23 protein-coding genes are annotated in these 22361 nt (G+C 64.5%); 13 read left to right on the forward strand and 10 right to left on the reverse strand.

The features are described 5' to 3' along the window. Window positions 1–207: 207 nt before the first annotated feature. The 4 genes from RAM80_RS13590 (at window position 208) to RAM80_RS13605 (ending at window position 3733) form a co-directional block, all read left to right on the forward strand. Window positions 208–1005, forward strand: coding sequence for a hydroxymethylpyrimidine/phosphomethylpyrimidine kinase (locus RAM80_RS13590; protein WP_416427046.1), 798 nt, complete (start codon window positions 208–210; stop codon window positions 1003–1005). Between the two features lie 24 nt (window positions 1006–1029). Further along, window positions 1030–1656 (forward strand): thiamine phosphate synthase, encoded by a 627-nt coding sequence (gene thiE / locus RAM80_RS13595; RefSeq protein ID WP_416427047.1) that lies wholly within the window; start codon window positions 1030–1032, stop codon window positions 1654–1656. A 17-nt stretch (window positions 1657–1673) separates the two neighbouring features. Beyond that, a complete protein-coding gene (hemL, locus tag RAM80_RS13600) occupies window positions 1674–2957 on the forward strand; it encodes a glutamate-1-semialdehyde 2,1-aminomutase (protein ID WP_416427048.1) in 1284 nt (427 codons plus the stop codon). Between the two features lie 227 nt (window positions 2958–3184). Further along, on the forward strand, window positions 3185–3733 hold the full coding sequence (locus RAM80_RS13605; protein WP_416427049.1) for a tetratricopeptide repeat protein: 549 nt from the start codon (window positions 3185–3187) through the stop codon (window positions 3731–3733). 10 nt (window positions 3734–3743) lie between these two features. On the opposite strand, the gene RAM80_RS13610 is transcribed toward RAM80_RS13605, so the two are convergent. Then, complete coding sequence (locus RAM80_RS13610; protein ID WP_008374706.1) at window positions 3744–4070, reverse strand: DUF1820 family protein; 327 nt, start codon at window positions 4068–4070, stop codon at window positions 3744–3746. A 232-nt stretch (window positions 4071–4302) separates the two neighbouring features. On the opposite strand from RAM80_RS13610, the gene RAM80_RS13615 reads away from it, so the two are divergent. From RAM80_RS13615 to lnt, 4 genes are read left to right on the forward strand one after another with little or no spacing between them, the layout of a single operon-like run. Then, window positions 4303–5298: a PhoH family protein gene (locus RAM80_RS13615; RefSeq protein ID WP_416427050.1), complete on the forward strand. Its 996-nt coding sequence runs from the start codon at window positions 4303–4305 to the stop codon at window positions 5296–5298. Then, the gene (gene ybeY / locus RAM80_RS13620; protein WP_416427051.1) at window positions 5291–5752 is read left to right on the forward strand and encodes an rRNA maturation RNase YbeY; all 462 of its coding nucleotides are present in this window, start codon (window positions 5291–5293) and stop codon (window positions 5750–5752) included. The genes RAM80_RS13615 and ybeY overlap by 8 nt, the downstream gene beginning before the upstream one ends. A 40-nt stretch (window positions 5753–5792) precedes the next feature. Continuing rightward, window positions 5793–6632, forward strand: a complete 840-nt coding sequence (locus RAM80_RS13625; protein WP_416427052.1) for an HlyC/CorC family transporter — start codon at window positions 5793–5795, stop codon at window positions 6630–6632. A 19-nt stretch (window positions 6633–6651) separates the two neighbouring features. Then, the gene (lnt, locus tag RAM80_RS13630) at window positions 6652–8169 is read left to right on the forward strand and encodes an apolipoprotein N-acyltransferase (RefSeq protein ID WP_416427053.1); all 1518 of its coding nucleotides are present in this window, start codon (window positions 6652–6654) and stop codon (window positions 8167–8169) included. Between the two features lie 92 nt (window positions 8170–8261). Here lnt and RAM80_RS13635 read toward each other — a convergent pair whose 3' ends face one another. Then, window positions 8262–9026, reverse strand: a complete 765-nt coding sequence (locus tag RAM80_RS13635) for a YdcF family protein (RefSeq protein WP_416427054.1) — start codon at window positions 9024–9026, stop codon at window positions 8262–8264. Between the two features lie 114 nt (window positions 9027–9140). Beyond that, window positions 9141–9461: a hypothetical protein gene (locus tag RAM80_RS13640; RefSeq protein ID WP_416427055.1), complete on the reverse strand. Its 321-nt coding sequence runs from the start codon at window positions 9459–9461 to the stop codon at window positions 9141–9143. Between the two features lie 273 nt (window positions 9462–9734). On the opposite strand from RAM80_RS13640, the gene leuS reads away from it, so the two are divergent. The 5 genes from leuS (at window position 9735) to RAM80_RS13665 (ending at window position 15812) form a co-directional block, all read left to right on the forward strand. Beyond that, window positions 9735–12341: a leucine--tRNA ligase gene (leuS, locus tag RAM80_RS13645; protein WP_416427056.1), complete on the forward strand. Its 2607-nt coding sequence runs from the start codon at window positions 9735–9737 to the stop codon at window positions 12339–12341. 72 nt (window positions 12342–12413) lie between these two features. Beyond that, entirely contained in the window at window positions 12414–13019 is a 606-nt protein-coding gene (gene lptE, locus RAM80_RS13650; protein WP_416427057.1) for an LPS assembly lipoprotein LptE, read from the forward strand. 40 nt (window positions 13020–13059) lie between these two features. Continuing rightward, window positions 13060–14097 carry a DNA polymerase III subunit delta gene (gene holA / locus RAM80_RS13655; RefSeq protein WP_416427058.1) on the forward strand — a complete coding sequence of 346 codons (1038 nt, stop codon included), beginning with the start codon at window positions 13060–13062 and terminating at the stop codon, window positions 14095–14097. 143 nt (window positions 14098–14240) lie between these two features. After that, a complete protein-coding gene (gene arfA, locus RAM80_RS13660) occupies window positions 14241–14393 on the forward strand; it encodes an alternative ribosome rescue factor ArfA (protein WP_027981087.1) in 153 nt (50 codons plus the stop codon). A gap of 96 nt (window positions 14394–14489) precedes the next feature. Then, window positions 14490–15812: a lytic murein transglycosylase gene (locus RAM80_RS13665; RefSeq protein WP_416427059.1), complete on the forward strand. Its 1323-nt coding sequence runs from the start codon at window positions 14490–14492 to the stop codon at window positions 15810–15812. A gap of 52 nt (window positions 15813–15864) precedes the next feature. On the opposite strand, the gene RAM80_RS13670 is transcribed toward RAM80_RS13665, so the two are convergent. The 7 genes from RAM80_RS13670 to mltB all read right to left on the reverse strand — a co-directional run bounded on the left by RAM80_RS13670 (window position 15865) and on the right by mltB (window position 22345). Further along, window positions 15865–16794, reverse strand: coding sequence for a S66 peptidase family protein (locus RAM80_RS13670; RefSeq protein ID WP_416427060.1), 930 nt, complete (start codon window positions 16792–16794; stop codon window positions 15865–15867). A gap of 165 nt (window positions 16795–16959) precedes the next feature. After that, window positions 16960–17940 (reverse strand): lipoyl synthase, encoded by a 981-nt coding sequence (lipA, locus tag RAM80_RS13675; protein ID WP_416427474.1) that lies wholly within the window; start codon window positions 17938–17940, stop codon window positions 16960–16962. A 40-nt stretch (window positions 17941–17980) separates the two neighbouring features. Beyond that, a complete protein-coding gene (gene lipB / locus RAM80_RS13680; RefSeq protein ID WP_416427061.1) occupies window positions 17981–18628 on the reverse strand; it encodes a lipoyl(octanoyl) transferase LipB in 648 nt (215 codons plus the stop codon). Beyond that, a complete protein-coding gene (locus RAM80_RS13685) occupies window positions 18628–18903 on the reverse strand; it encodes a DUF493 domain-containing protein (RefSeq protein WP_027981082.1) in 276 nt (91 codons plus the stop codon). Before RAM80_RS13685 ends, lipB begins: the two co-directional genes overlap by 1 nt. A gap of 82 nt (window positions 18904–18985) precedes the next feature. After that, the gene (locus tag RAM80_RS13690) at window positions 18986–20146 is read right to left on the reverse strand and encodes a D-alanyl-D-alanine carboxypeptidase family protein (RefSeq protein ID WP_416427062.1); all 1161 of its coding nucleotides are present in this window, start codon (window positions 20144–20146) and stop codon (window positions 18986–18988) included. A 175-nt stretch (window positions 20147–20321) separates the two neighbouring features. Continuing rightward, on the reverse strand, window positions 20322–21335 hold the full coding sequence (locus RAM80_RS13695; protein ID WP_416427063.1) for a septal ring lytic transglycosylase RlpA family protein: 1014 nt from the start codon (window positions 21333–21335) through the stop codon (window positions 20322–20324). Beyond that, window positions 21335–22345: a lytic murein transglycosylase B gene (mltB, locus tag RAM80_RS13700; RefSeq protein ID WP_416427064.1), complete on the reverse strand. Its 1011-nt coding sequence runs from the start codon at window positions 22343–22345 to the stop codon at window positions 21335–21337. The genes RAM80_RS13695 and mltB overlap by 1 nt, the downstream gene beginning before the upstream one ends. Between the last annotated feature and the right edge of the window lie 16 nt (window positions 22346–22361).

Raw genomic sequence — 22361 nt, forward strand, 5'->3', positions numbered from 1 at the left:
GACGTCGTCCGGCAGTGCCTGTTATCGGTTTCGAAGCACTCTAGCATAGCTTCTTGCCACTAGCGCAGCGGCTGTAAAAAATTGTATCAAAGGCTCTAGGTCGGCACTTTCAGCCAACAGCAGGAAAAACTGCCTGACTATTGCGACAAAAAAACAGCCGATGCCGCCCGGTCCCGACAAAAGCGTTTGGTGGTAAGCTCGCGCACCATGAATATCTATAGCTCCCGCCCCGTTGTCCTCTGTCTCTCCGGCCACGACCCCAGTGGCGGCGCCGGCCTGCAGGCAGATATCGAAGCCCTGATCGCCCAAGGTTGCCACGCCGCCCCGGCCGTGACCGCCCTGACCGTGCAGGACACTGTCAATGTCACCGACTTCCGCGTGCTCGACCGCGAGTGGGTACTGGCCCAGGCCAATGCCGTGCTCAACGACTCTGAGGTGGCCGCGGTCAAGCTGGGCATGCTCGGCTCGCTGGAAATGGTCGACACCGTGGTCGAGCTGCTCAGCCAGCACCCGCACCTGCCGATGGTCTGCGATCCGGTGTTGCGCGCCGGTGGCGGCGGCCGCCTGGGCAAGGACGAGGTCGGCTACGCCATGCGCGAGCGCCTGTTGCCCCTGGCCATCATCGCTACCCCTAACCTCCCCGAAGCTCGCATCCTGGCCGAACTGCCCGAAGGCAGCGCCGACGAATGCGCGGAAAAACTGCTGCCCTACGTGCGCCACCTGCTGATCACCGGCGGCCACGGTGACGAAACCGAAATCCACAACCGCCTGTACAGCCGTGACGGCCGCCGCCAGACCTTCATCTGCCAGCGCCTGCCCGGCAGCTATCATGGTTCGGGCTGCACCCTGGCCAGCGCCCTGGCCGGCCGCCTGGCCCTGGGCGAGCAACTGGAGAGCGCCGTGCAGTCGGCCCTCGATTACACCTGGCGCACCCTGCGTGACGCCGAGCAGCTCGGCAAGGGCCAGTACGTGCCCCGCCGCCTGCCACTGGATTTCTGCTCGTAACGCCGCGCCATAGAGGTAAGTGTGATGAAACTACGTGGCCTTTACGCCATTACCGACAGCAAGCTGCTGGCCGGCCGTTTCCTTGACTACGTCAAGGCGGCCCTGGACGGCGGCGTGCTGCTGCTGCAATACCGCGACAAGAGCACCGACGAGGCCCGCCGCCTGCGCGAGGCCGAAGCGCTGCGCAAGCTGTGCGAACCGTACAAGACCCAGCTGATCATCAACGATGACGCCGAGCTGGCCGCCCGCCTGGGCGTGGGCGTGCACCTTGGCCAGACCGACGGCCCGCTGACCCCGGCGCGTGCGCTGCTGGGCCGCAACGCCATCATCGGTTCCACCTGCCATGGCCGCCTCGACCTGGCTGAACAAGCTGCCCGCGAAGGCGCCAGCTACGTGGCCTTCGGCGCCTTCTTCGACTCCAGCACCAAGCCCGACGCCGGCCTGGTGCCCCTGGACACCCTCAGCCAGGCCCGCGCCCAGTTCAAGCTGCCGATCTGCGCGATCGGCGGCATCACCCTGGCCAACGCCCCGCAACTTCTGGAACAGGGCGCCGACCTGCTGGCCGTGGTCAATGCCCTGTTTGGCGCCGACACCGCCCAGGAAGTGACCGCTCGCGCCCGCGCGTTCAACGCCCTGTTCGAATCCGCCTGATTAACGAGACCCTGATTATGTCCCGCTCCGAAACGCTGTTTGCCAACGCCCAGAAACACATCCCCGGTGGCGTCAACTCGCCCGTGCGTGCCTTCAAGAGCGTGGGCGGCACGCCGCTGTTCTTCAAGCACGCCGCCGGCGCCTACGTCACCGACGAAGACGACAAGCGCTACGTGGACTACGTGGGCTCGTGGGGCCCGATGATCCTGGGCCACAGCCACCCCGACGTGCTGGACGCGGTGCGCAAGCAGCTGGAGCACGGCCTGTCCTACGGCGCGCCGACCGAGATGGAAACCCAGATGGCCGACCTGGTCTGCTCGCTGGTGCCATCCATGGAAATGGTGCGCATGGTCAGCTCGGGCACCGAGGCCACCATGAGCGCCATCCGCCTGGCCCGTGGCTTCACCGGCCGCGACAGCATCATCAAGTTCGAAGGCTGCTACCACGGCCACTCCGACAGCCTGCTGGTAAAAGCCGGCTCCGGCGCCCTGACCCTGGGCGTGCCAAGCTCGCCGGGCGTGCCCGCGGCCTTCGCCAAGCACACCCTGACCCTGCCGTTCAACAACCTGCAGGCCGTGGCCGAAATGCTGGCTGAAGTGGGCGAGGAAGTGGCGTGCATCATCGTCGAGCCGGTGGCCGGCAACATGAACTGCGTGCCGCCTGCGCCAGGCTACCTGCAAGGCCTGCGCGAGCTGTGCACCCAGCACGGCGTGGTGCTGATCTTCGACGAAGTGATGACCGGCTTCCGCGTGGCCCTGGGCGGCGCCCAGGCTTACTACGGCGTCACCCCGGACCTGAGCACCTTCGGCAAGATCATTGGCGGCGGCATGCCCGTGGGCTGCTTCGGCGGCAAGCGCGAGATCATGTCGCACATCGCGCCGCTGGGTCCGGTGTACCAGGCTGGCACCCTGTCGGGCAACCCGCTGGCCATGGCCGCAGGCCTGACCACCCTGAACCTCATCAGCCGTCCCGGCTTCCATGACGAGCTGAGCGACTACACCACCCGCCTGCTCGACGGCCTGCAGCAGCGCGCCGACGCCGCCGGCATCCCGTTCGTGACCACCCAGGCGGGCGGTATGTTCGGCCTGTACTTCAGCGGCGCCGACGACATCGTCACCTTCGAAGACGTGATGAGCAGCGACGCCGAGCGCTTCAAGCGCTTCTTCCACCTGATGCTGGAAGGCGGCGTGTACCTGGCGCCAAGCGCGTTCGAGGCGGGCTTCACCTCCATCGCCCATGGCGATGCCGAGCTTAAAATCACCCTGGATGCGGCCGAGCGCGCCTTCGCAGCGTTGAAATAAGAACGTTGTGGGAGCTGGCTTGCCAGCGAGCTTTTGAGGCCCTGAAAAGCTCGCTGGCAAGCCAGCTCCCACACAGCGTTCCAGCTGTTACTTTTACTCAATCCCTACCCACAGAGCAGAAAAACGAGTAAAGACTTTGTAAGGACAGGCCGGCTTATTTCATAATGTGCCACCAGTCCTTGTTCTGGCCGGGTCCGCCCGTTTCCTGTTGAGGTAAGTCGATCCCCATGAACCGCACCGGCCGCGCCCTTGCCCTGGGCTGCCTGTTGCTTCTTCAGCCCCTGCTGGCCTCGGCAGGCGGCAATTCGCTGTTGATTCCGGCGATGGGTCGCTGCACGCTCAACACCCAGCCCCAGGACCTGCCCCAGGCCCTGGCCAGCTGCCAGGCGGCCGCCAAGTCCGGCGACGCCCAGGCGCAATACGAGCTGGGGCAGTTCTACTACGACGGCACCGCCACCCCCCGCGACCTGAACCAGGCGCTCAATTACTTCGAGCAGGCCTCGCTGCAAGGCCATGCCGACGCGCAATACCACCTGGGCTTGATGTTCTTCCACGGCGAAGGCGTGCCGGCCAACAACGTGCAGGCCTATATCGTGCTGAAGATGGCCGCCGTGAACGGCCAGGAAGACGCCCTGGACAGCGCCGACGAGGTGGCCGCGCAGATGCCGCGCGACCAGTTGGAAATGGCCACCCAGGTGCTGGGGCAGATTTTCCGCAAATACCTGCTGGAACTGCAGACCGCCGACGGCCGCTCGCCCTTCTCGCCGCTGCCCTGAGCTGACGCCGTTACTTCTCCGGCATCGGCATGGGGAATGGCATCACGTTGCTGACGCCGCGGGCTTCGCTGATTTTCGGCGTGCCCAGGCGCTCCACTTCGTCGATGCGCACGATCGAATGCATGGGCACGAAGCTGCGCACCACGCCCTCGAACTGGGCCTTGAGTTTTTCTTCGCTAGGGTCCACGACCACCTGGGTGCGCTCGCCAAAGACGAATTCCTCGATTTCCAGGAAGCCCCACAGATCACTCTGGAAGATCTGCTTGGCGTACATCTCGAACACCTGGCCCTGGTTGAGGAAAATCACTTTGTAGATTGGAGCTTCGCGTTTGGTCATCTTGGGTGGGTAACAGTCGAGGGTGGTAAAGAGGGCGAAAACTATAGCACAGGCGCCCGCCCGGCAATGCCAGGAACCCCGCTCGAAGATGAGCCGACCGATGGCATGGCGGTTGTTATCGGGGTGGGCGCGTGCATTACATGACCACTGGACATCTGGGGCCTTTCGCCGCTGGCCTGCTGGGGTTATCCTTGAATCCAACTCAATTGCCGTCGGGCGGCTAAAAACGACCTTGAACGCACCCATAGAACCTCATCGCTTCATCCTCGAGCCCTTCGAGGCTCGCCGCTTCGCCAACCTCTGCGGGCAGTTCGACGAACACCTGCGCCTGATCGAACAACGTCTCGAGATCGAGATCCGCAACCGCGGCAACCAGTTCGAGCTGATTGGCGAACCCACGCACACCACCTCTGCCGAGCACCTGCTGCGTCGCCTGTACCGGGAGACCAAGGCCACCGAGCTGTCCCCGGACCTGGTGCACCTGTACCTGCAGGAGTCGGCCATCGAAGAGCTGGACAACCCGTCTTCCAACGAAGTGCCGGTGTCGTTGCGCACGCGCAAGGGCATGATTCGCCCGCGCGGGCTGAACCAGCAGCGCTACGTGAAGGAAATCCTGGGCAACGACATCAACTTCGGCATCGGCCCGGCCGGTACCGGCAAGACCTACCTGGCCGTGGCCTGCGCGGTCGACGCGCTGGAGCGCGAGCAGGTGCGCCGCATCCTGCTGGTGCGCCCCGCGGTCGAAGCCGGCGAGAAGTTGGGCTTCCTGCCCGGCGACCTGGCCCAGAAGATCGCCCCGTACCTGCGCCCGCTCTACGACGCGCTGTACGAGATGCTGGGCTTCGAGCACGTGGCCAAGCTCATCGAGCGCCAGGTGATCGAGATCGCCCCGCTGGCCTACATGCGCGGTCGCACCCTGAACAACAGCTTCATCATCCTCGACGAAAGCCAGAACACCACCGTCGAACAGATGAAGATGTTCCTCACCCGCATCGGTTTCGGCTCTACCGCCGTGATCACCGGCGACATCACCCAGGTCGACCTGCCCAAGGGCACCAAGTCGGGCCTGGCGCACGTCATCGACGTGCTCGATGGCGTGCCAGGCATCAGCTTCACCCATTTCAAGCCCAAGGACGTGGTGCGCCATCCGCTGGTGCAGCGCATCGTCGAAGCCTACGAGCGCTTCGATGCCCGCCCGGTAGAAAAGGACAACGTGCGCAATGGTTGAACTGGACCTGCAGGTTGCCACCAATGACCCGGTGCCCAGCGAAACGCTCTTCCAGCAATGGTGCGAGACGGCGCTGGGCATGCGCAAGGGTGACTCGGAGCTGACCATCCGCCTGGTGGACGTGCCCGAAGGGCGCGAGCTGAACAACACCTACCGTCATAAAGATTACGCCACCAACGTCTTATCCTTCCCGGCAGACGTGCCTGACGACATGCTCGACATCCCGCTGCTCGGCGATCTGGTGATCTGCGTGGCGGTGGTGGAACGCGAAGCGGCCGAACAAGGCAAGTCGCTGGAAGCGCATTGGGCGCACCTGGTCATCCACGGTTGCCTGCACCTGCTTGGTTTCGACCATGAAGAGGACGAGGAAGCCGAGGAAATGGAAGCGCTGGAACGAGAGTTGCTTGCCAAACTGGGTCATCCCGACCCCTATGCAGACGACGATGAACACTAATATTCACCACCGAAACAGCAAGGATCACGAGAAAAGGGCCATGAGCGAAGATCGATCGAGCAACGGGCAGAAGTCATGGCTGGGTAAAATCACCCAGGCTTTTGCCCATGAGCCGAAAAACCGCCAGGAGCTGCTGGAGCTGCTGCGCGAAGCCCACCAGAACAAGCTGCTCGACAGCGAAGCGCTGACCATCGTCGAAGGCGCTATCCAGGTTGCCGACCTGCAAGTGCGCGACATCATGGTGCCGCGCTCGCAGATGATCAGCATCAAGTCGACCCAGACACCTCGCGAATTCCTGCCCGCGGTGATCGACGCCGCCCACTCGCGCTACCCGGTGATCGGTGACAGCCACGACGACGTGATCGGCGTGCTGCTGGCCAAGGACCTGCTGCCGTTGATCCTCAAGGAGAACGGCGACAACTTCAACATCAAGGACCTGCTACGCCCGGCCACCTTCGTGCCCGAGTCCAAGCGCCTGAACGTGTTGCTGCGCGAGTTCCGCGCCAACCACAACCACATGGCCATCGTCATCGACGAATACGGCGGCGTGGCGGGCCTGGTGACGATCGAAGACGTGCTGGAGCAGATCGTCGGCGACATCGAGGACGAGCACGACGTGGAAGAGGACAGCTACATCAAGCCTCTGCCCAGCGGCGACTTCCTGATCAAGGCCCTGACGCCCATCGAGAACTTCAACGAGTTCTTCGACAGTGAGTTCTCCGACGACGAGTTCGACACCGTCGGTGGCCTGGTGATGAGCGCTTTCGGCCACCTGCCCAAGCGCAACGAGACCACGGAAATAGGTGCTTACCGCTTCCGCATTCTCAACGCCGACAGCCGCCGGATACACTTGCTGCGCCTGACCCCCATTTCCCGCTGAAAACGCATTAAGGATCAAGATGCGCTGGATCACCCGCCCCGGCTGGCCCGGTAACCTGCTGGCCGTGGCGGCCGGTGCCCTGACTCCCCTGGCGCTGGCGCCGTTCAACATCTGGCCGTTGTCACTGTTGTCGCTGGCGCTGCTGTACCTGGGCCTGCGCGGGCTCAGCCCGCGCCAGGCGTTCATGCGTGGCTGGGCCTACGGCTTCGGCCTGTTCGGCGCCGGCACCAGCTGGATCTACGTCAGCATTCACAACTTCGGCGGTGCCTCGGTGCTGCTGGCCGGCTTCCTGATGCTGCTGTTCAGCATTGCGGTGGCGCTGTTCTTCGCCCTGCCCACCTGGCTGTGGGCGCGCTGGCTGCGCCGCAACGAGGCGCCGCTGGCCGACGCCCTGGCCTTTGGCGCCCTGTGGGTGGCCCAGGAGGCCTTCCGCGGCTGGTTCCTGACCGGTTTCCCATGGCTGTACGCCGGTTATAGCCAACTTGACGGCCCCCTGGCCGGGCTGGCGCCGGTGGGTGGCATGTGGCTGATTTCCTTCGTGCTGGCCCTGACCGCAGCGCTGCTGTGCAACCTGCATCGCCTGCGCCAGCGCGCCTCCTTCCTGGTGGCCGGCATCGTCCTGCTGCTGGCCCCCTGGGGCATCGGCCTGGCGCTCAAGCATCACGCCTGGACCGAGCCCCTGGGCCAGCCGCTGAGCGTGGCGGCCGTGCAGGGCAACATCGAGCAGGAAATGAAATGGGACCCGGCCCAGGTCGACGCGCAGCTGGCGCTGTATCGCGACATGACCTTCACGGCGAAGAAGACCGACCTGATCATCTGGCCGGAAACCGCCGTGCCGGTGCTGATGGACAACGCCCAGGGCTACCTGGACATGATGGGCAACTTCGCCTCCAGCCATAACGCGGCGCTGATCACCGGCGTGCCGATCCGCCAGCAGGTGCGCCACCAGAACCAGTACTACAACGGCATCACCGTGGTGGGCCAGGGTGATGGCACCTACCTGAAGCAGAAGCTGGTGCCGTTCGGCGAATACGTGCCGTTGCAGGACCTGCTGCGCGGGCTGATCACCTTCTTCGACCTGCCTATGTCGGACTTCGCTCGTGGCCCGGCCGACCAAGCGCTGCTGCAGGCCAAGGGCTACCAGATCGCGCCGTTCATCTGCTACGAAGTGGTGTACCCCGAGTTTGCCGCGGGTGAAGCCGCCAAGGCCGATCTGCTGCTGACCATCAGCAACGACACCTGGTTCGGCACCTCCATCGGCCCGCTGCAGCACCTGCAGATGGCGCAGATGCGTGCCCTGGAGGCCGGCCGCTGGATGATCCGCGCCACCAACAACGGCGTCACCGCGCTGATTAACCCGTTCGGGCAGATCACCGCGCAGATCCCGCAGTTCCAGAAAGGCATCCTGTACGGCGACGTGGTGCCCATGCACCAGCTCACGCCGTACCTGCAGTGGCGCTCGTGGCCGCTGATCATCCTGTGCCTGGTGCTGTTCGGCTGGGCCCTGCTGGCCAGCCGGATCGCCAAGACGGTGTGATTGGGGCCTCGGCTCCCCCGTAGCAGCGGCCGAAGGCCGCGTCCAGGGCACCACGGCAGGGCCAGGACGCAGCCTTCGGCAGCTGCCACGGATTAACGGTAAAACAGGCGATACCCGACCAACCCCACCGCCTCGTTCAACAACTGCCCGCTCTGCCAGAACGCCTTGCCCTCGGGCATCCAGCCGCCCAGCGGGCGGGCGTTGTCGATGCCCAGGAAGCCCACCGGCGCGCTCACCACCTCAAGGCCCGCATGTTCGAAGCTCCAGCGCGCCCGCGGCATGTGCCAGGCCTGGGTGACTACCACCACGCGGTGGATGCCCTGGGCCTTGAGGATCTCGGCGCTCAGGGTGGCGTTTTCCCAGGTGGTGCGGCTGGCGCCTTCCTGCCAGCGGGTGGCCACGCCGAAATCATCGCGCAACGAGGTGGCCATGATGTACGCCTCGCTGGGCGGCGAGCCGTAGTGCAGGCCGCCGGAAGTGAGTATCGGCAAGCCCGAGGCCTTGGCCAGCCGGGCCGCGTAGCGCACGCGTTCGAGATTAACGCCGGTGGGCTGGTCTTCACCGCCCCAGGCCGGGTCGCCGCGCTCGCGGCCGGCGCCCAAAATCACGATGGCATCAGCACGTTGGGCCAGCTGCGGCCATTGTTCAGCGGTAAGGGCCGGTTCCTGCTCCAGCCCGTGGGCGGCCAACTGCACCACCCGCGGCAGGCTCATCAGCCACAGCCCGGCCAGGCCCACCACGAAGCAGGCCAGGGCCAGGCGCGGCCGCGAGCGGCGCAGCCACCAGGCCAGCAGCAGGCACAGGAAAAGCACGCCAGGCGGCAGGAATAATTGTTTGATGAAGTAACGAAAAGGCATCGAGCATCTCCCAGGATGCCCGAAGCCTAAGGGTTAAGGCGCACGGCCTCAATCTGAATGTGTGTACGCAAGTCTCGCCGGCGGTCTGGGTGCATGAGCAGCGCCTCCGGTCTATTATTTGAACTGCGCGGCCCTTGCCTTGGCGCCGGTCTTTCTCGCGGTCTTGTCCTTGATCCACACCACATTGCTGGTGGCGGGCGCGGCGTCCCTGGGGTCACGCACCACGGCACCGGCATGCACGCCCACTGGCATGGAGTCCAGGTAGGCATTGATCAGTTCCACTTCCGCGCGGCTCAAGCCACGCAACTCGAGTTCGGCAGGCGCTTCGTTGCGCAAACGTACAGATGTGCGGGCAACGTCGAGGGCCAGGCCGAGACGATCGATCAGACGCTCGAACAGCTCCGGCTTCATAGCATTAACATGTGACTCAACCATCCGTTCACCTCATTGAAGATAAAACAGCTTCCCCATTGATGAGCTTAGCGGCGCAGGCGAAACCAGCCCGCTGCAGCGACCAACGGCCAATGCCTGCGGGGCTTTGCTGGCTTTTGGCCGGGTTGGATGGGCATGCCTGGATGCAATATGGGTTTCCCACCTTGAAGCGGGGTCATGTATGCTACGGCGTTTAAAGATCGCCACCGGATTGCCGGGTGTAGCGGATTTCACGCTGCCTGGATAAGGTCACCCATTTCTCAGCGCAAAGTAGCCATGCACGAACTCTATCAGCCCCGCGAAATCGAAGCCGCCGCCCAGTCGTTCTGGGACGAGCAAAAGTCCTTTGAAGTAAGTGAACAACCAGGCAAGGAGACCTACTACTGCCTGTCGATGTTCCCCTACCCCAGCGGCAAGCTACACATGGGGCACGTGCGCAACTACACCATCGGCGACGTGATCTCGCGTTACCACCGCATGCAGGGCAAGAACGTCCTGCAGCCGATGGGTTGGGACGCCTTCGGCATGCCGGCGGAAAACGCCGCCATGAAGAACAAGGTCGCGCCGGCCAAGTGGACCTACGAGAACATCGCCTACATGAAGACCCAGCTGAAAAGCCTGGGCCTGGCCATCGACTGGTCGCGCGAAGTCACCACCTGCAAGCCTGACTACTACCGTTGGGAGCAGTGGCTGTTCACCCGCCTGTTCGAAAAAGGCGTGATCTACCGCAAGAACGGCACCGTGAACTGGGACCCGGTCGACCAGACCGTGCTGGCCAACGAGCAGGTCATCGACGGCCGTGGCTGGCGTTCGGGCGCGCTGATCGAGAAGCGCGAAATCCCGATGTACTACTTCGCCATCACTGCCTACGCCGAAGAGCTGCTGGAAAGCCTGGACGAACTGACCGGCTGGCCCGAGCAGGTCAAGACCATGCAGCGCAACTGGATCGGCAAGTCGCGCGGCATGGAGGTGCAGTTCCCGTACCACCAGGCGTCGATCGGCGAAGCCGGCACCCTGAAAGTGTTCACCACCCGCCCCGACACCCTGATGGGCGCCACCTACGTGGCCGTGGCCGCCGAGCACCCGCTGGCCACCCTGGCCGCGCAGAACAACCCTGAGCTGCAGGCGTTCATCAACGAATGCAAGAGCGGCAGCGTCGCCGAAGCCGACGTCGCCACCCAGGAAAAGAAAGGCATGCCGACGTCGCTGTTCGTCGAGCACCCGCTGACCGGCGACAAGCTGCCGGTGTGGGTCGCCAATTACGTGCTGATGCACTACGGCGACGGCGCGGTCATGGCCGTGCCTGCGCACGACGAGCGTGACTTCGAGTTCGCCCACAAGTATGGCCTGCCGGTGAAGTCGGTAGTACGCACCAGCGCCGGCGACACCAACCCTGCCCCGTGGCAGGAAGCCTATGGCGAGCACGGCACGCTGATCAATTCCGGCGAATTCGACGGCCTGGACTTCGCTGGCGCATTCGACGCCATGGAAGTGGCGCTGATCAAGAAAGAGCTGGGCAAGTCGCGCACCCAGTTCCGGCTGCGCGACTGGGGCATCAGCCGCCAGCGCTACTGGGGCTGCCCGATCCCGATCATCCACTGCGACACCTGTGGCGACGTGCCGGTGCCCGAAGACCAGTTGCCGGTCAAGCTGCCCGAAGACGTGGTGCCGGACGGCGCCGGTTCGCCGTTGGCGCGCATGCCCGAGTTCTACGAGTGCAGCTGCCCGAAATGCGGCGCGCCGGCCAAGCGTGAAACCGACACCATGGACACCTTCGTGGAGTCGTCGTGGTACTACGCTCGCTACGCCTCGCCACAATACGAAGGCGGCATGGTCGACCCAGCTGCGGCCAACCACTGGCTGCCGGTTGACCAGTACATTGGCGGTATCGAACACGCCATCCTGCACCTGCTGTACGCGCGCTTCTTCCACAAGCTGATGCGCGACGAAGGCCTGGTCAGCTCCAACGAGCCGTTCAAGAACCTGCTGACCCAGGGCATGGTGGTCGCCGAGACCTACTACCGCCTGGAAGATAACGGCGGCAAGACCTGGTTCAACCCGGCCGACGTCGAGCTTGAGCGCGACAGCAAGGCCAAGGTTATCAGCGCCAAGCTGATCAGCGACGGCCTGCCGGTGGAAATCGGCGGCACCGAGAAGATGTCGAAGTCGAAGAACAACGGCGTCGACCCGCAGTCCATGATCGACCAGTACGGCGCCGACACCTGCCGCCTGTTCATGATGTTCGCCTCGCCGCCCGACATGAGCCTGGAATGGTCCGACTCCGGCGTCGAAGGCTCGCACCGCTTCATGCGTCGCGTCTGGCGCCTGGCCCAGGCCCACGTGGCCCAGGGCCTGCCGGCCGCGCTGGACGTTGCCAGCCTGAATGACGAGCAGAAGGCTATCCGCCGTGCCACGCACCTGGCCATCCGCCAGGCCAGCCAGGATATCGGCCAGCACCACAAGTTCAACACTGCCATCGCCCAGGTGATGACCCTGATGAACGTGCTGGAAAAGGCCCCGCAGGCCACCGAGCAGGACCGTGCACTGATCCAGGAAGGCCTGGAGACCGTGACCCTGCTGCTGGCCCCGATCACCCCGCACATCTGCCACGAACTGTGGAATGCGCTGGGCCACGCCGGTGCCGTCATCGACGCCGGCTGGCCGGTGCTGGACGAAAGCGCCCTGGTACAGGACAGCCTGCAGCTGGTGATCCAGGTCAACGGCAAGCTGCGCGGCCAGATCGAGATGCCAGCCAGCGCCAGCCGCGAGGAAATCGAGGCGGCCGCCCGGGTCAACGAGAACGTGCTGCGCTTCATCGACGGCCTGACGATCCGCAAGGTCATCGTCGTGCCGGGGAAACTGGTCAATATCGTCGCCAGCTGATCGGATCAGCGCGCCCGGGCAACCGGGCGCCATTTACAGAGTCGGCCCACAAGGTTTCTAGGGAGCAACAAGATGATCAAACGCAATCTACTGGTTATGGGCCTGGCCGTGTTGCTGGGCGCCTGCGGTTTCCAGTTGCGCGGCACCGGCACCAGCGTGATGGCTCTCAAGGAGCTGAACATCACCGCGCGTGACGCCTACGGCCCTACCGTGACGCAACTGCGCAAGCAGATCGCCGCCAGCGGCGTGAAGGTCTACGACGGCGCCCCCTACAAGCTGGTGCTGAGCCGCGAGCAGGAAGACCAGCGCACCGCCAGCTATACCAGCGGTACGCGTTCGGCTGAGTACGAGCTGACCACCACCCTGAGCTATGACATCGTCGGCCACGAGAACCTGAACCTGCTCAGCGACAAGGTCGTGGTAGACAAGACCTACACCCAGGATGGCAACAACCTGGCGGGTTCCGACCAGGTCGCTCACGAGACTCGCGACGAGATGCGTCGTGAAATCGTCCAGCGCCTGATGCTGCGCCTGCAGCAGATCACCCCGCAGCAGCTGGACAAGCTGCAGGATGATGCCGAAGCCAAGGCCAAGGCCCTGGCCGAGCAGGAAGCCGAAGCGCAACGCATTCGTGACGCGACGCCGCAACAGTCGCCTGTCCAGATCCCTTCGAAGTAAAAGAGGAACGGGGCGCTCAGGCGCCCCTTCTTTCATCACCATGAAACTGACCCCCGCCCAACTCAACAAGCACCTGCAAGGCAGCCTCGCGCCGATCTACGTGATCAGTGGCGACGACCCGCTGCTGTGCCAGGAAGCCGCCGACGCGGTGCGCGCCGCTGCGCGCCAGCAAGGCTTCGATGAACGCCAGGTGTTCAGCGCTGACGCCAACTTCGACTGGGGCACCCTGCTGCAGGCTGGCGCCAGCCTGTCGCTGTTCGCCCAGCGCCGCCTACTGGAGCTGCGCCTGCCCTCGGGCAAGCCCGGTGACAAGGGCGCTGCGGCGCTGATCGAGTACTGCTCGCGCCCTGCCGAAGACACCCTGCTGCTGATCAGCCTGCCCAAGCTCGATGGCAGCGCGCAGAAGACCAAGTGGGGCAAGGCGCTGGTCGAAGGCCAGCAGACCCAGTTCGTGCAGATCTGGCCGGTGGACGCCAACCAGCTGCCGCAATGGATTCGCCAGCGCCTGTCCCAGGCTGGCCTGGCTGCGCAGCAGGATGCGGTGGAGCTGATTGCCGCCCGCGTGGAAGGCAACCTGCTGGCTGCCGCCCAGGAAATCGAGAAGCTCAAGCTGCTGGCCGAGAACAACCAGGTAACCCTGGAAACCGTGCAATCGGCGGTGGCCGACAGCGCGCGGTTCGACGTTTTCGGCCTGGTGGACGCGGTGCTGAACGGCGAGGCCGCCCATGCCTTGCGCATGCTCGAAGGGCTGCGTGGCGAAGGCGTGGAACCGCCGGTCATCCTCTGGGCCCTGGCCCGGGAGTTGCGCACGCTGGCCAACATCTCGCTGCAATACAGCCAGGGCACACCACTGGACAAAGCCTTCAGCAGCGCCAAGCCGCCGGTGTGGGACAAGCGCCGCCCTTTGATGAGCAAGGCCCTGCAACGCCACTCGGCAAAACGCTGGGGCGAACTGCTGCAGGACGCCCAGCACATCGACGCGCAGATCAAGGGCCAGGCGCAGGGGTCGGTGTGGATCAGCCTGTCGCGGTTGTCGCTGTTGATGGCAGGCCAGCGAACGGTGCTCCCCGCCCAGTGATGAAACCCGTAGCAGCGGCCGCAGGCCGCGTCCCAGGCAACGCGATACAAGCGCAGCGCCCGGGACGCGGCCTGCGGCCGCTGCTACGGTTGCATGGTGTGTGCAGAGGCGTATGATCGGCGCTCCAACCAAGGAGACCCGCCATGAGCAAAAAGCGCCCCAACAAGGCCAAGTCCATCATCGCCCAGCCCCTGTTCCGCAGCCGCCAGGAACGACCCACCAAGGGCAAGGGCAGCTACAAACGCGAAGCCTTCCAGTCGAAAAACTGGGAGGCTTCTCCTTTTCTGGCTGCCTGAAAAGCCCATTCACGCCGAACGTTGCCCCGCGCTACCCCTCCCCCCCTGCTCTCATGTTATGGTCCACACCTGAACCCGAAATACCTGGACCTGTGAATGCCTCTTCGTCGTCCCCAGCGTGTGCACATGCGTCACCTGCTCGCTGCTTCCGTTCTCGTTCTGCTGGGCGCTTGCGCTGAAAAGCCGACCGTCGCCGCCGATGCCCTGCCCGTCCCTGCCCAGAAAAGCTCGCCACAGGCCCCGTTGACCACGGCCGCGCCGGTGGATGCCGATGGCGTGGTGTTGCCCAGCGAAACCTTCACCCAGTGGGAAGACGGTTTCCGCCAGCAGGCCCTGCAGGCTGGCATTCGTCCGGATGTGTTCGACCGCGCCTTCGCCGGTGTTACCCCGGACCCGAGCGTGGTCAAGGCCGACCGCAGCCAGCCGGAGTTCACCCGGCCGGTGTGGGAATACCTGGATGGCGCCATCTCGCCGGTGCGCGTGCGCAAGGGCCAGGCGTTGATGAGCCAGTACGGCGACGTGCTGCAACGCATCGAGCAGCGCTATGGCGTGGACCGCCAGGCGCTGGTGGCGGTGTGGGGCATGGAGAGCAGCTTCGGCCAGTTCCAGGGTGACAAGTCAGTGATCCGCTCCCTGGCGACCCTGGCCTACGAAGGCCGCCGCCAGAGCTTCGCCCAGGACCAGTTGATTGCCGCGCTGCAGATCCTGCAGAACGGTGATATTCAACCAGAGGCGATGCTGGGCTCCTGGTCCGGCGCCATGGGCCAGACCCAATTCATCCCGTCCACCTACAACACCCACGCGGTGGACTTCGACGGCGATGGCCGCCGGGATATCTGGAACAGCGCGCCGGACGCCCTCGCCTCCACCGCCCATTACCTGCAAAGCTCCGGCTGGCAGCGTGGCCAGCCGTGGGGCTTTGAAGTGCAGCTGGCGCCAGGCTTCGACTACGCCCAGGCCGACGGCACCCTGCGCAAGCCGGTGGGCGAATGGCTGCAGATGGGCGTGAAGGTCACGCCGGGCACCCGCCTGCCCACCGGCAGCGAGCAGCTGTCGGCGTCACTGCTGTTGCCGGCGGGCTACCGTGGCCCGGCGTTCCTGGTGCTGGACAACTTCCGCGCCATCCTCAAGTACAACAACTCGTCGTCGTACGCGCTGGCGGTGAGCCTGCTGTCCCAGCGTTTCGATGGCGGTGGCTACGTGACCGGCGAATGGCCGCGCGATGACCTGCCGTTGAGCCGCACCGAGCGTATCGAGCTGCAGACGCTGCTGACCGCGAAGGGGTATGACGCCGGCACGCCGGACGGCATCATCGGCGCCAACACCCGCAAGTCGATCCGCCAGGCGCAGCAGGCGCTGGGCTGGCCGGCGGATGGGTATGCCAACCACAAGCTGCTGGATAGTTTGCGGGGTCAGTAAGCCCTGGACGCGGCCTGGCGGCCGCTGCTACGAGAGGGGTGTGGTCCAGCCACTACCGCACCACATCCTGCTCCAGCATCAGGGTCTTCTGGCCCGCGTCCAGGCGCACCTGGGCGCCTAGCGGCAAGGTCAGGTTCGGGTCGCAATGGCCACTGCGCCAACCCGCCAGCACCGGGATGCCCATCGGCTCGAAGACCTCTTTGAGCAACGGCGTCAGCCGCGGCACGTCCAGCCCCGAGAAGTCGCCCACCAATACCCCGCGAAGGCCCTTGAAACGCCCGGCAAGGCGCAGTTGCGTGAGCAGCCGGTCAACCCTGTACAGGGGCTCGCCAACGTCCTCGATGAAGAGGATGGCGCCGTTCAGGTCGATTTCGTAGTCGGTGGCCAGGGTGGCACAGATCATCGACAGGTTGCCGCCGGTCAGGCGCCCGCTGGCCACGCCATGCTCGATGCAGGTCAGCGGGTGGGCCACCGGGTGCGCCAGCAGGTCACCGGCGCGCAGCTGGCCGCGCAGCAGGCGGCGCAGCGAGTCCTCGGTGGGCGCCTGGCGGTTGGCCAGCAGGTCCGAGGTAAGCATGGGGCCGTGGAAGGTGACGAAATTGCAGTGCCGGGCGAACGCCAGGTGCAAGGCGGTGATGTCGCTGTAGCCGATGAAGGGCTTGGCGTGGCGGGCGATCAGCTCGTAGTCGATGTGCTCCAGCAGCCGCGGGGCGCCGTAGCCACCGCGCAGGCAGATGATCGCGTCGTTCTCGGGGTCGGCGAAGGCGTCGTGCAGGTCCTGCAGGCGCGCCTGGTCGCTGCCGGCCAGGTAGCCCTGGTGCTGCAGCACGCCAGGGTAGACCTTGAGCCGGTGGCCTCGGCTGGTGACCCAGCGTTCGGCGGCCTCGACACTGAAATCCTTGGGGCCGGCCGGCGCGATCAGGGCGATCTGCGCCTCGGTGGGTACCCTGCGCGGCAGGGTGGCAGCGGCTTGGTGTGTCATTCGATGGGCTCCTTGCGTGGATCGAAAGCGCCTACTTTAGAGCGTTCCCCGTGACAGAACAGCATAGCCGTGTAACCCCCTGTATCCCAATGTCATGGCCCATGAACAACAATGCCGGCCGCAGTTCGGTGAACTGCCGGCCGGCACGGGTGCTTCAGGCGTCGATCAGAGCTTGATCTTGGCCTCGTGCGCCTGCTGGTCGGCATGGTACGAGGAACGTACCAGCGGGCCGGAGGCGACGTTCTTGAAGCCCATCTTGTAGCCTTCCTCGGCGAACCAGGCGAAGGTGTCCGGGTGCACGAAACGCTGCACCGGCAAGTGGCTGCGCGACGGTTGCAGGTACTGGCCCAGGGTCAGCATGTCGATGTTGTGCTCGCGCATGCGATGCATCACCTCGATCACTTCCTCGTCGGTCTCGCCCAGGCCCAGCATCAGGCCGGACTTGGTCGGCACGTGCGGCACCAGTTCCTTGAACTTCTGCAGCAGGGTCAGCGACCACTGGTAGTCCGAACCCGGGCGCGCGGCCTTGTACAGGCGCGGCACGGTTTCCAGGTTGTGGTTGAACACATCCGGCGGCTCGGCGGCGGTGATGGCCAGCGCCACGTCCATGCGGCCGCGGTAGTCCGGCACCAGGGTTTCCAGCTGCACGCCCGGCGACAGCTTGCGGATTTCCCGCAGGCAGTCGGCGAAGTGCTGGGCACCGCCGTCGCGCAGGTCGTCGCGGTCCACCGAGGTGATGACCACGTACTTGAGGCGCAGGTCGGCGATGGCCACGGCCAGGTTCATCGGCTCGTCAGCATCCAGGGCTTTCGGGCGGCCGTGGCCGACGTCGCAGAACGGACAGCGACGGGTGCAGATATCACCCATGATCATGAAGGTAGCGGTACCACCGGAGAAGCACTCGCCCAGGTTCGGGCAGGACGCTTCCTCGCACACGCTGTGCAGCTTGTGCTTGCGCAGCAGCTGCTTGATGCGGTCGACTTCCGGCGAAACCGGGATGCGCACGCGGATCCAGTCAGGCTTCTTCGGCAGTTCTTCGGTAGGGATGATCTTCACCGGAATACGCGCGACCTTCTCGGCACCACGCAGCTTCACGCCGGCCTCGACTTTTGGCCGGGGCGGGGTCACGTTGGTCACCGGGATCATGGATTGCACGGATTCAGCTGTGTCTTGCGCGGTAGTCATATCAATCGATTCCGCCCGTCAGGGTCGTCTGCTCAGCGTAGTCGAGGTGCTTGACGAGCTGCGCGCGCAGCCGGGCACCAACCTCGGCATATTCAATCTGGCCTGCATGATCGCACAACTGGGTCATCGCCAGCCCGGCATATCCGCAGGGGTTGATACGGCGGAACGGCGCCAGGTCCATGTCCACGTTCAAGGCCAGGCCATGAAAGGAACACCCGTTGCGGATCCGCAGGCCCAGCGAGGCGATCTTCTCACCCTGGACATACACACCGGGGGCATCGGCCTTGGCCGCCGCCGGTACACCATACTCGTCCAGCAGCGCGACGAGGGTCTGCTCGATGCGCGTGACCAGTTCACGCACGCCGTAGCCCAGGCGTCGCACGTCCAGCAGCAGGTACGCCACCAACTGGCCGGGGCCGTGGTAGGTCACCTGGCCGCCACGGTCCACCTGCACCACCGGGATGTCGCCGGGCACCAGCAGGTGCTCGGCCTTGCCCGCCTGGCCCTGGGTGAACACCGCGGGGTGCTGCACCAGCCAGACCTCGTCCCCGGTGGCCGGGGTGCGCTGGTCGGTAAAACGTTGCATCGCGTGCCAGACCGGCTCGTAGGCCACAAGGCCCAGTTCGCGAAAGCCCAGGCACCGCGACATCAGAGCACCATTTTAACTACGCCGGTGGCACGCAGTTCGCTGTTGATGTTGTAGAGCTGGTCTTGCCCGGTGGCCAGGATGTGCAGCTGCAGCGTGGTGTACTTGCCATTGCTGCTCTGGCGTTCGGCGGTCTTGTCATGCTCGATGTCGGCGTGACGCGTGACAATTTCGATGACTTTGTCTTTGAAGCCCGCGCCGGTATCACCGATTACTTTGATCGGATAATCGGCGCAAGGGAATTCGATTTTAGGAGCCTTGACTTCTGTGTCTGTCATAGCAGTAACGGCCTCTTAAGCCGTGAAGACGGACAAACCCCCTGGCCGCACGGCGCAGCCAGGGGGCATGCTATTCACGTAATCAGTTGAACAAGCCGTAGAAGAATAGACGAATGCTATCCCACATGCGGCGGATGAAGCCACCTTCCTCGACCGCGTCGAGGGCGATCAGGTCGGCGCTGTGGACCACCTGGTCACCGTTTTTGACTTCCACTTTACCGATCACGTCACCTTTGGCGATAGGCGCGGTCAGCTGTGGCTTCATGGTCATGGTGGCGGTCAGGCCTTTCAGCTGGCCTTTTGGCAGGGTCATGGTCAGGTCGTCGGCAAGGCCGGCGCGCACTTCGTGGGTAGCACCTTTCCATACCGGGGCTTTAGCCAGCTCGGTGCCCTTCTGGTAGAAGGTCTGGGTTTCGAAGAAACGGAAACCGTAGGTCAGCAGCTTCTGGGTTTCGGCAGCACGGGCCGCTTCGCTGGTGGTACCGAACACAACCGCGATCAGGCGCATGCCATCACGTACGGCCGAGGCCGCCATGCAGTAGCCGGCTTCTTCGGTGTGGCCGGTTTTCAGACCGTCGACGGTCTTGTCGCGCCACAGCAGCAGGTTGCGGTTAGGCTGCTTGATGTTGTTCCAGAAGAACTCTTTCTGCGAATAGATCGCGTAGTGGGCCGGGTCGATGTTGATGATCGCGCGGGCCAGCTTGGCGATGTCGTGCGGGGTGGAGTAGTGATCCGGGTTCGGCAGCCCGGTAGGGTTCATGAAGTGGCTGTTCTCCATGCCCAGGTCGCCGGCGGTCTTGTTCATCATGTCGGCGAAGGCGTCTTCGCTGCCGGCGATGTGCTCGGACAGGGCCACGGTGGCGTCGTTGCCCGACTGGATGATGATGCCGTGCAGCAGGTCGCTGACCGACACTTGCGAGCCGACTTTCAGGAACATCCGCGAACCACCGGTGCGCCAGGCGTTCTCGCTGACGGTCACCGGATCGTTCTCACCGATCTGGCCGCGCTTGATCTCCAGGGTGGCGATGTAGGCGCTCATCAGTTTGGTCAGGCTGGCTGGCGGCAGACGCTGGTCGCCGTTGCTATCCACCAGGACTTGCCCGCTGGACGCTTCCATCAGTACGTAGGCCTTGGCAGCCAGTTGCGGCGCCGCAGGCGTCATTTGCTCGGCCGACATGGCAACTGGGGCGATCAGCAGCAGTACAGGCAGGCACAGGCGTTTGGCAAAGGTGGTGATGTTCATCCGTCTCTCGAAATTGCTAATGGGCACATGCCCTCTCGGGCAAAATCTGTTTTGTGTCGGGGCCTATGACCCCGTTTACTGCTCAGCCGTTCTGCGGGCCGTTAATCAAACGGCTGGCACCCGCCCCCAAGGACAGGCGCCAGCCGTGGTCCGGCCTGTTGCCAGGCCGGAAAAGTCATTCTGCGGTGACCACGCTAGGCGAACCCAGGTTGGCCAGGCGCACGCTGTCCTGGGTCTGCTGCACCTCACCCGGCGTGCCGATCGGCCCCATCCGCACTCGATACAGTGTCTGCTGGTTGCGCACGATCGAGCTGACGAACACCGGGGCTCGCACCATCGAACTCAGCTTCGACCTCAGCAGCTCCGCAGCGTCCGGATTGGCGAACGCTCCCACCTGGAGAAACTGGCCAGAGACTGGAACAGAAGCGTTTTTTTTTGCGTCGATCTGCGCGGGCAGGACGGCGGCGGCATGCTGTTGTGGCGGCGGCGTCCATTGCTCGATGGTGCCGGCCGACGCGGTGATGGCCGGCTTCTGCGGCACCTGCGCCACCTGCGGCTGGTCAAGCATCAGCGGCGCCGGGCGGCCGCGCTGGGCCCAGTACTGGGCGGGGTCGATACCCTCGACCTTCACGCGCGCGGTGCCGATCTCGGCATAGCCCAGCTTCTTGGCGGCGGCGTAGGACAGGTCGATGATGCGGTCGGAGTAGAACGGCCCGCGGTCATTCACCCGCAGGATCACGCTGCGGTTGTTGTCCAGGTTGGTGACGCGCACGTAGCTGGGCAGCGGCAGGGTCTTGTGCGCGGCACTCATGCCGTACAGGTCGTAGACCTCGCCGTTGGCGGTGTTCTGGCCGTGGAACTTGGTGCCGTACCAGGAGGCCGTGCCAGTGGCCACGTAACTGCTGGCATCGTTGAGCGGGAAGTAGGTCTTGCCCAGCACCGTGTAGGGGTTGGCCTTGTACGGGCCGCTGTGCAGCGTGGGCACCGCGTCAGGGATGCGCGAGACGTCCACGTCCCACCACGGCGCGCCGTCCTTGTGGGCCCGGTTGATGTCCAGGCCAGGCTGCGAGCGCACGGTATAACCACCGCTTTGCGGGGCACGGCTGGTCGACGAGCAGCTGACGACGAGCAGGGCCAGGGCTGCGTAGCCCATCAGCTTCAGTGGTGTGCGAATCGGCGTAGTCCGCATTACTTGACGCCCCGTGCTTGAACCAGTGCTTGCGACAGTTGATAGACGGCCATGGCATACATGGCGCTGCGATTATAGCGAGTGATGGCGTAGAAGTTGCCAAGCCCCATCCAATATTCCGGACCGAACTCACCGTCGAAGCGGAAAGCAGTCACTGGCATATCGTCGCGCAGCGCATCATGACTCGACCAGCCCAGTGCTCGCAACTGTCCAACGTTCTTGACCGGATCAATGCCCGGGCTCAGGCCTTCGTCCACGTGCTCGCCACGCACCGAGGCGCGGCTCACCACCGGCTGGCCCATCACCCAGCCGTGCTGCTTGAAGTAGTTGGCGACACTGCCGATGGCGTCATCGGGGTCACTCCAGATGTTGATGTGGCCATCGCCGTCGAAATCGACGGCATAGGCGCGGAAACTGCTGGGCATGAACTGCGGCAGGCCCATGGCGCCGGCGTACGACCCCTTGATGCTCAGCGGGTCGACCTGCTGCTCACGCGACAGCAGCAGGAACTCGCGCAGCTCCTTGCGGAAGAAGTCGGCCCGTGGCGGGTAGTCGAACGCCAGGGTGGAAAGCGCGTCGATCACCCGGTAGTTGCCGGTATTTCTGCCGAAAAACGTTTCGACACCAATAATAGACACGATTATCTGCGCCGGCACGCCGTATTCCTGTTCGGCACGCTTGAGCGCTACCTCGTGCTGGCGCCAGAAGTCCACGCCGCGGGCAATGCGCGCGTCGGTGATGAACAGCGGGCGGTATTCCTTCCACGGCTTCACCCGTTCGGCCGGCTTGGAAATGGCATCGAGGATCGCCTGCTTGCGCTGCACCTCCTCGAACACGCCAATCACCTGCTCGCCGGCGAAGCCGTAGTCACGGGTCATCTCGCCAACGAACTTGGCCAGTTGCGGGGTGCCGTCGTAGTCGCCGGCCGTCGCCTGTTGCGACGACCCGAGGATGCCCACCAGGCCGACCCAGGGAATGCACCGAGCGGCCCAGTTGCATACTGCTTGCATGAAATTCTTCACCTTA

The organism is Pseudomonas sp. App30 (assembly GCF_047947025.1).
In the GTDB taxonomy this organism is placed as follows: Bacteria; Pseudomonadota; Gammaproteobacteria; order Pseudomonadales; family Pseudomonadaceae; genus Aquipseudomonas.

What these genes read in the sequence shown, in the direction of transcription:
- RAM80_RS13695 (WP_416427063.1), bottom strand. Translation starts at nt 21,335, where the DNA reads ATGCGGACTACGCCGATTCGCACACCACTGAAGCTGATGGGCTACGCA.
- arfA (WP_027981087.1), top strand. Translation starts at nt 14,241, where the DNA reads ATGAGCAAAAAGCGCCCCAACAAGGCCAAGTCCATCATCGCCCAGCCC.
- RAM80_RS13690 (WP_416427062.1), bottom strand. Translation starts at nt 20,146, where the DNA reads ATGAACATCACCACCTTTGCCAAACGCCTGTGCCTGCCTGTACTGCTG.
- RAM80_RS13685 (WP_027981082.1), bottom strand. Translation starts at nt 18,903, where the DNA reads ATGACAGACACAGAAGTCAAGGCTCCTAAAATCGAATTCCCTTGCGCC.
- lptE (WP_416427057.1), top strand. Translation starts at nt 12,414, where the DNA reads ATGATCAAACGCAATCTACTGGTTATGGGCCTGGCCGTGTTGCTGGGC.
- lnt (WP_416427053.1), top strand. Translation starts at nt 6,652, where the DNA reads ATGCGCTGGATCACCCGCCCCGGCTGGCCCGGTAACCTGCTGGCCGTG.
- leuS (WP_416427056.1), top strand. Translation starts at nt 9,735, where the DNA reads ATGCACGAACTCTATCAGCCCCGCGAAATCGAAGCCGCCGCCCAGTCG.
- RAM80_RS13610 (WP_008374706.1), bottom strand. Translation starts at nt 4,070, where the DNA reads ATGACCAAACGCGAAGCTCCAATCTACAAAGTGATTTTCCTCAACCAG.
- lipA (WP_416427474.1), bottom strand. Translation starts at nt 17,940, where the DNA reads ATGATCCCGGTGACCAACGTGACCCCGCCCCGGCCAAAAGTCGAGGCC.
- hemL (WP_416427048.1), top strand. Translation starts at nt 1,674, where the DNA reads ATGTCCCGCTCCGAAACGCTGTTTGCCAACGCCCAGAAACACATCCCC.
- ybeY (WP_416427051.1), top strand. Translation starts at nt 5,291, where the DNA reads ATGGTTGAACTGGACCTGCAGGTTGCCACCAATGACCCGGTGCCCAGC.
- lipB (WP_416427061.1), bottom strand. Translation starts at nt 18,628, where the DNA reads ATGTCGCGGTGCCTGGGCTTTCGCGAACTGGGCCTTGTGGCCTACGAG.
- thiE (WP_416427047.1), top strand. Translation starts at nt 1,030, where the DNA reads ATGAAACTACGTGGCCTTTACGCCATTACCGACAGCAAGCTGCTGGCC.
- RAM80_RS13640 (WP_416427055.1), bottom strand. Translation starts at nt 9,461, where the DNA reads ATGGTTGAGTCACATGTTAATGCTATGAAGCCGGAGCTGTTCGAGCGT.
- mltB (WP_416427064.1), bottom strand. Translation starts at nt 22,345, where the DNA reads ATGCAAGCAGTATGCAACTGGGCCGCTCGGTGCATTCCCTGGGTCGGC.
- RAM80_RS13605 (WP_416427049.1), top strand. Translation starts at nt 3,185, where the DNA reads ATGAACCGCACCGGCCGCGCCCTTGCCCTGGGCTGCCTGTTGCTTCTT.
- RAM80_RS13670 (WP_416427060.1), bottom strand. Translation starts at nt 16,794, where the DNA reads ATGACACACCAAGCCGCTGCCACCCTGCCGCGCAGGGTACCCACCGAG.
- RAM80_RS13665 (WP_416427059.1), top strand. Translation starts at nt 14,490, where the DNA reads ATGCCTCTTCGTCGTCCCCAGCGTGTGCACATGCGTCACCTGCTCGCT.
- RAM80_RS13625 (WP_416427052.1), top strand. Translation starts at nt 5,793, where the DNA reads ATGAGCGAAGATCGATCGAGCAACGGGCAGAAGTCATGGCTGGGTAAA.
- RAM80_RS13635 (WP_416427054.1), bottom strand. Translation starts at nt 9,026, where the DNA reads ATGCCTTTTCGTTACTTCATCAAACAATTATTCCTGCCGCCTGGCGTG.
- holA (WP_416427058.1), top strand. Translation starts at nt 13,060, where the DNA reads ATGAAACTGACCCCCGCCCAACTCAACAAGCACCTGCAAGGCAGCCTC.
- RAM80_RS13590 (WP_416427046.1), top strand. Translation starts at nt 208, where the DNA reads ATGAATATCTATAGCTCCCGCCCCGTTGTCCTCTGTCTCTCCGGCCAC.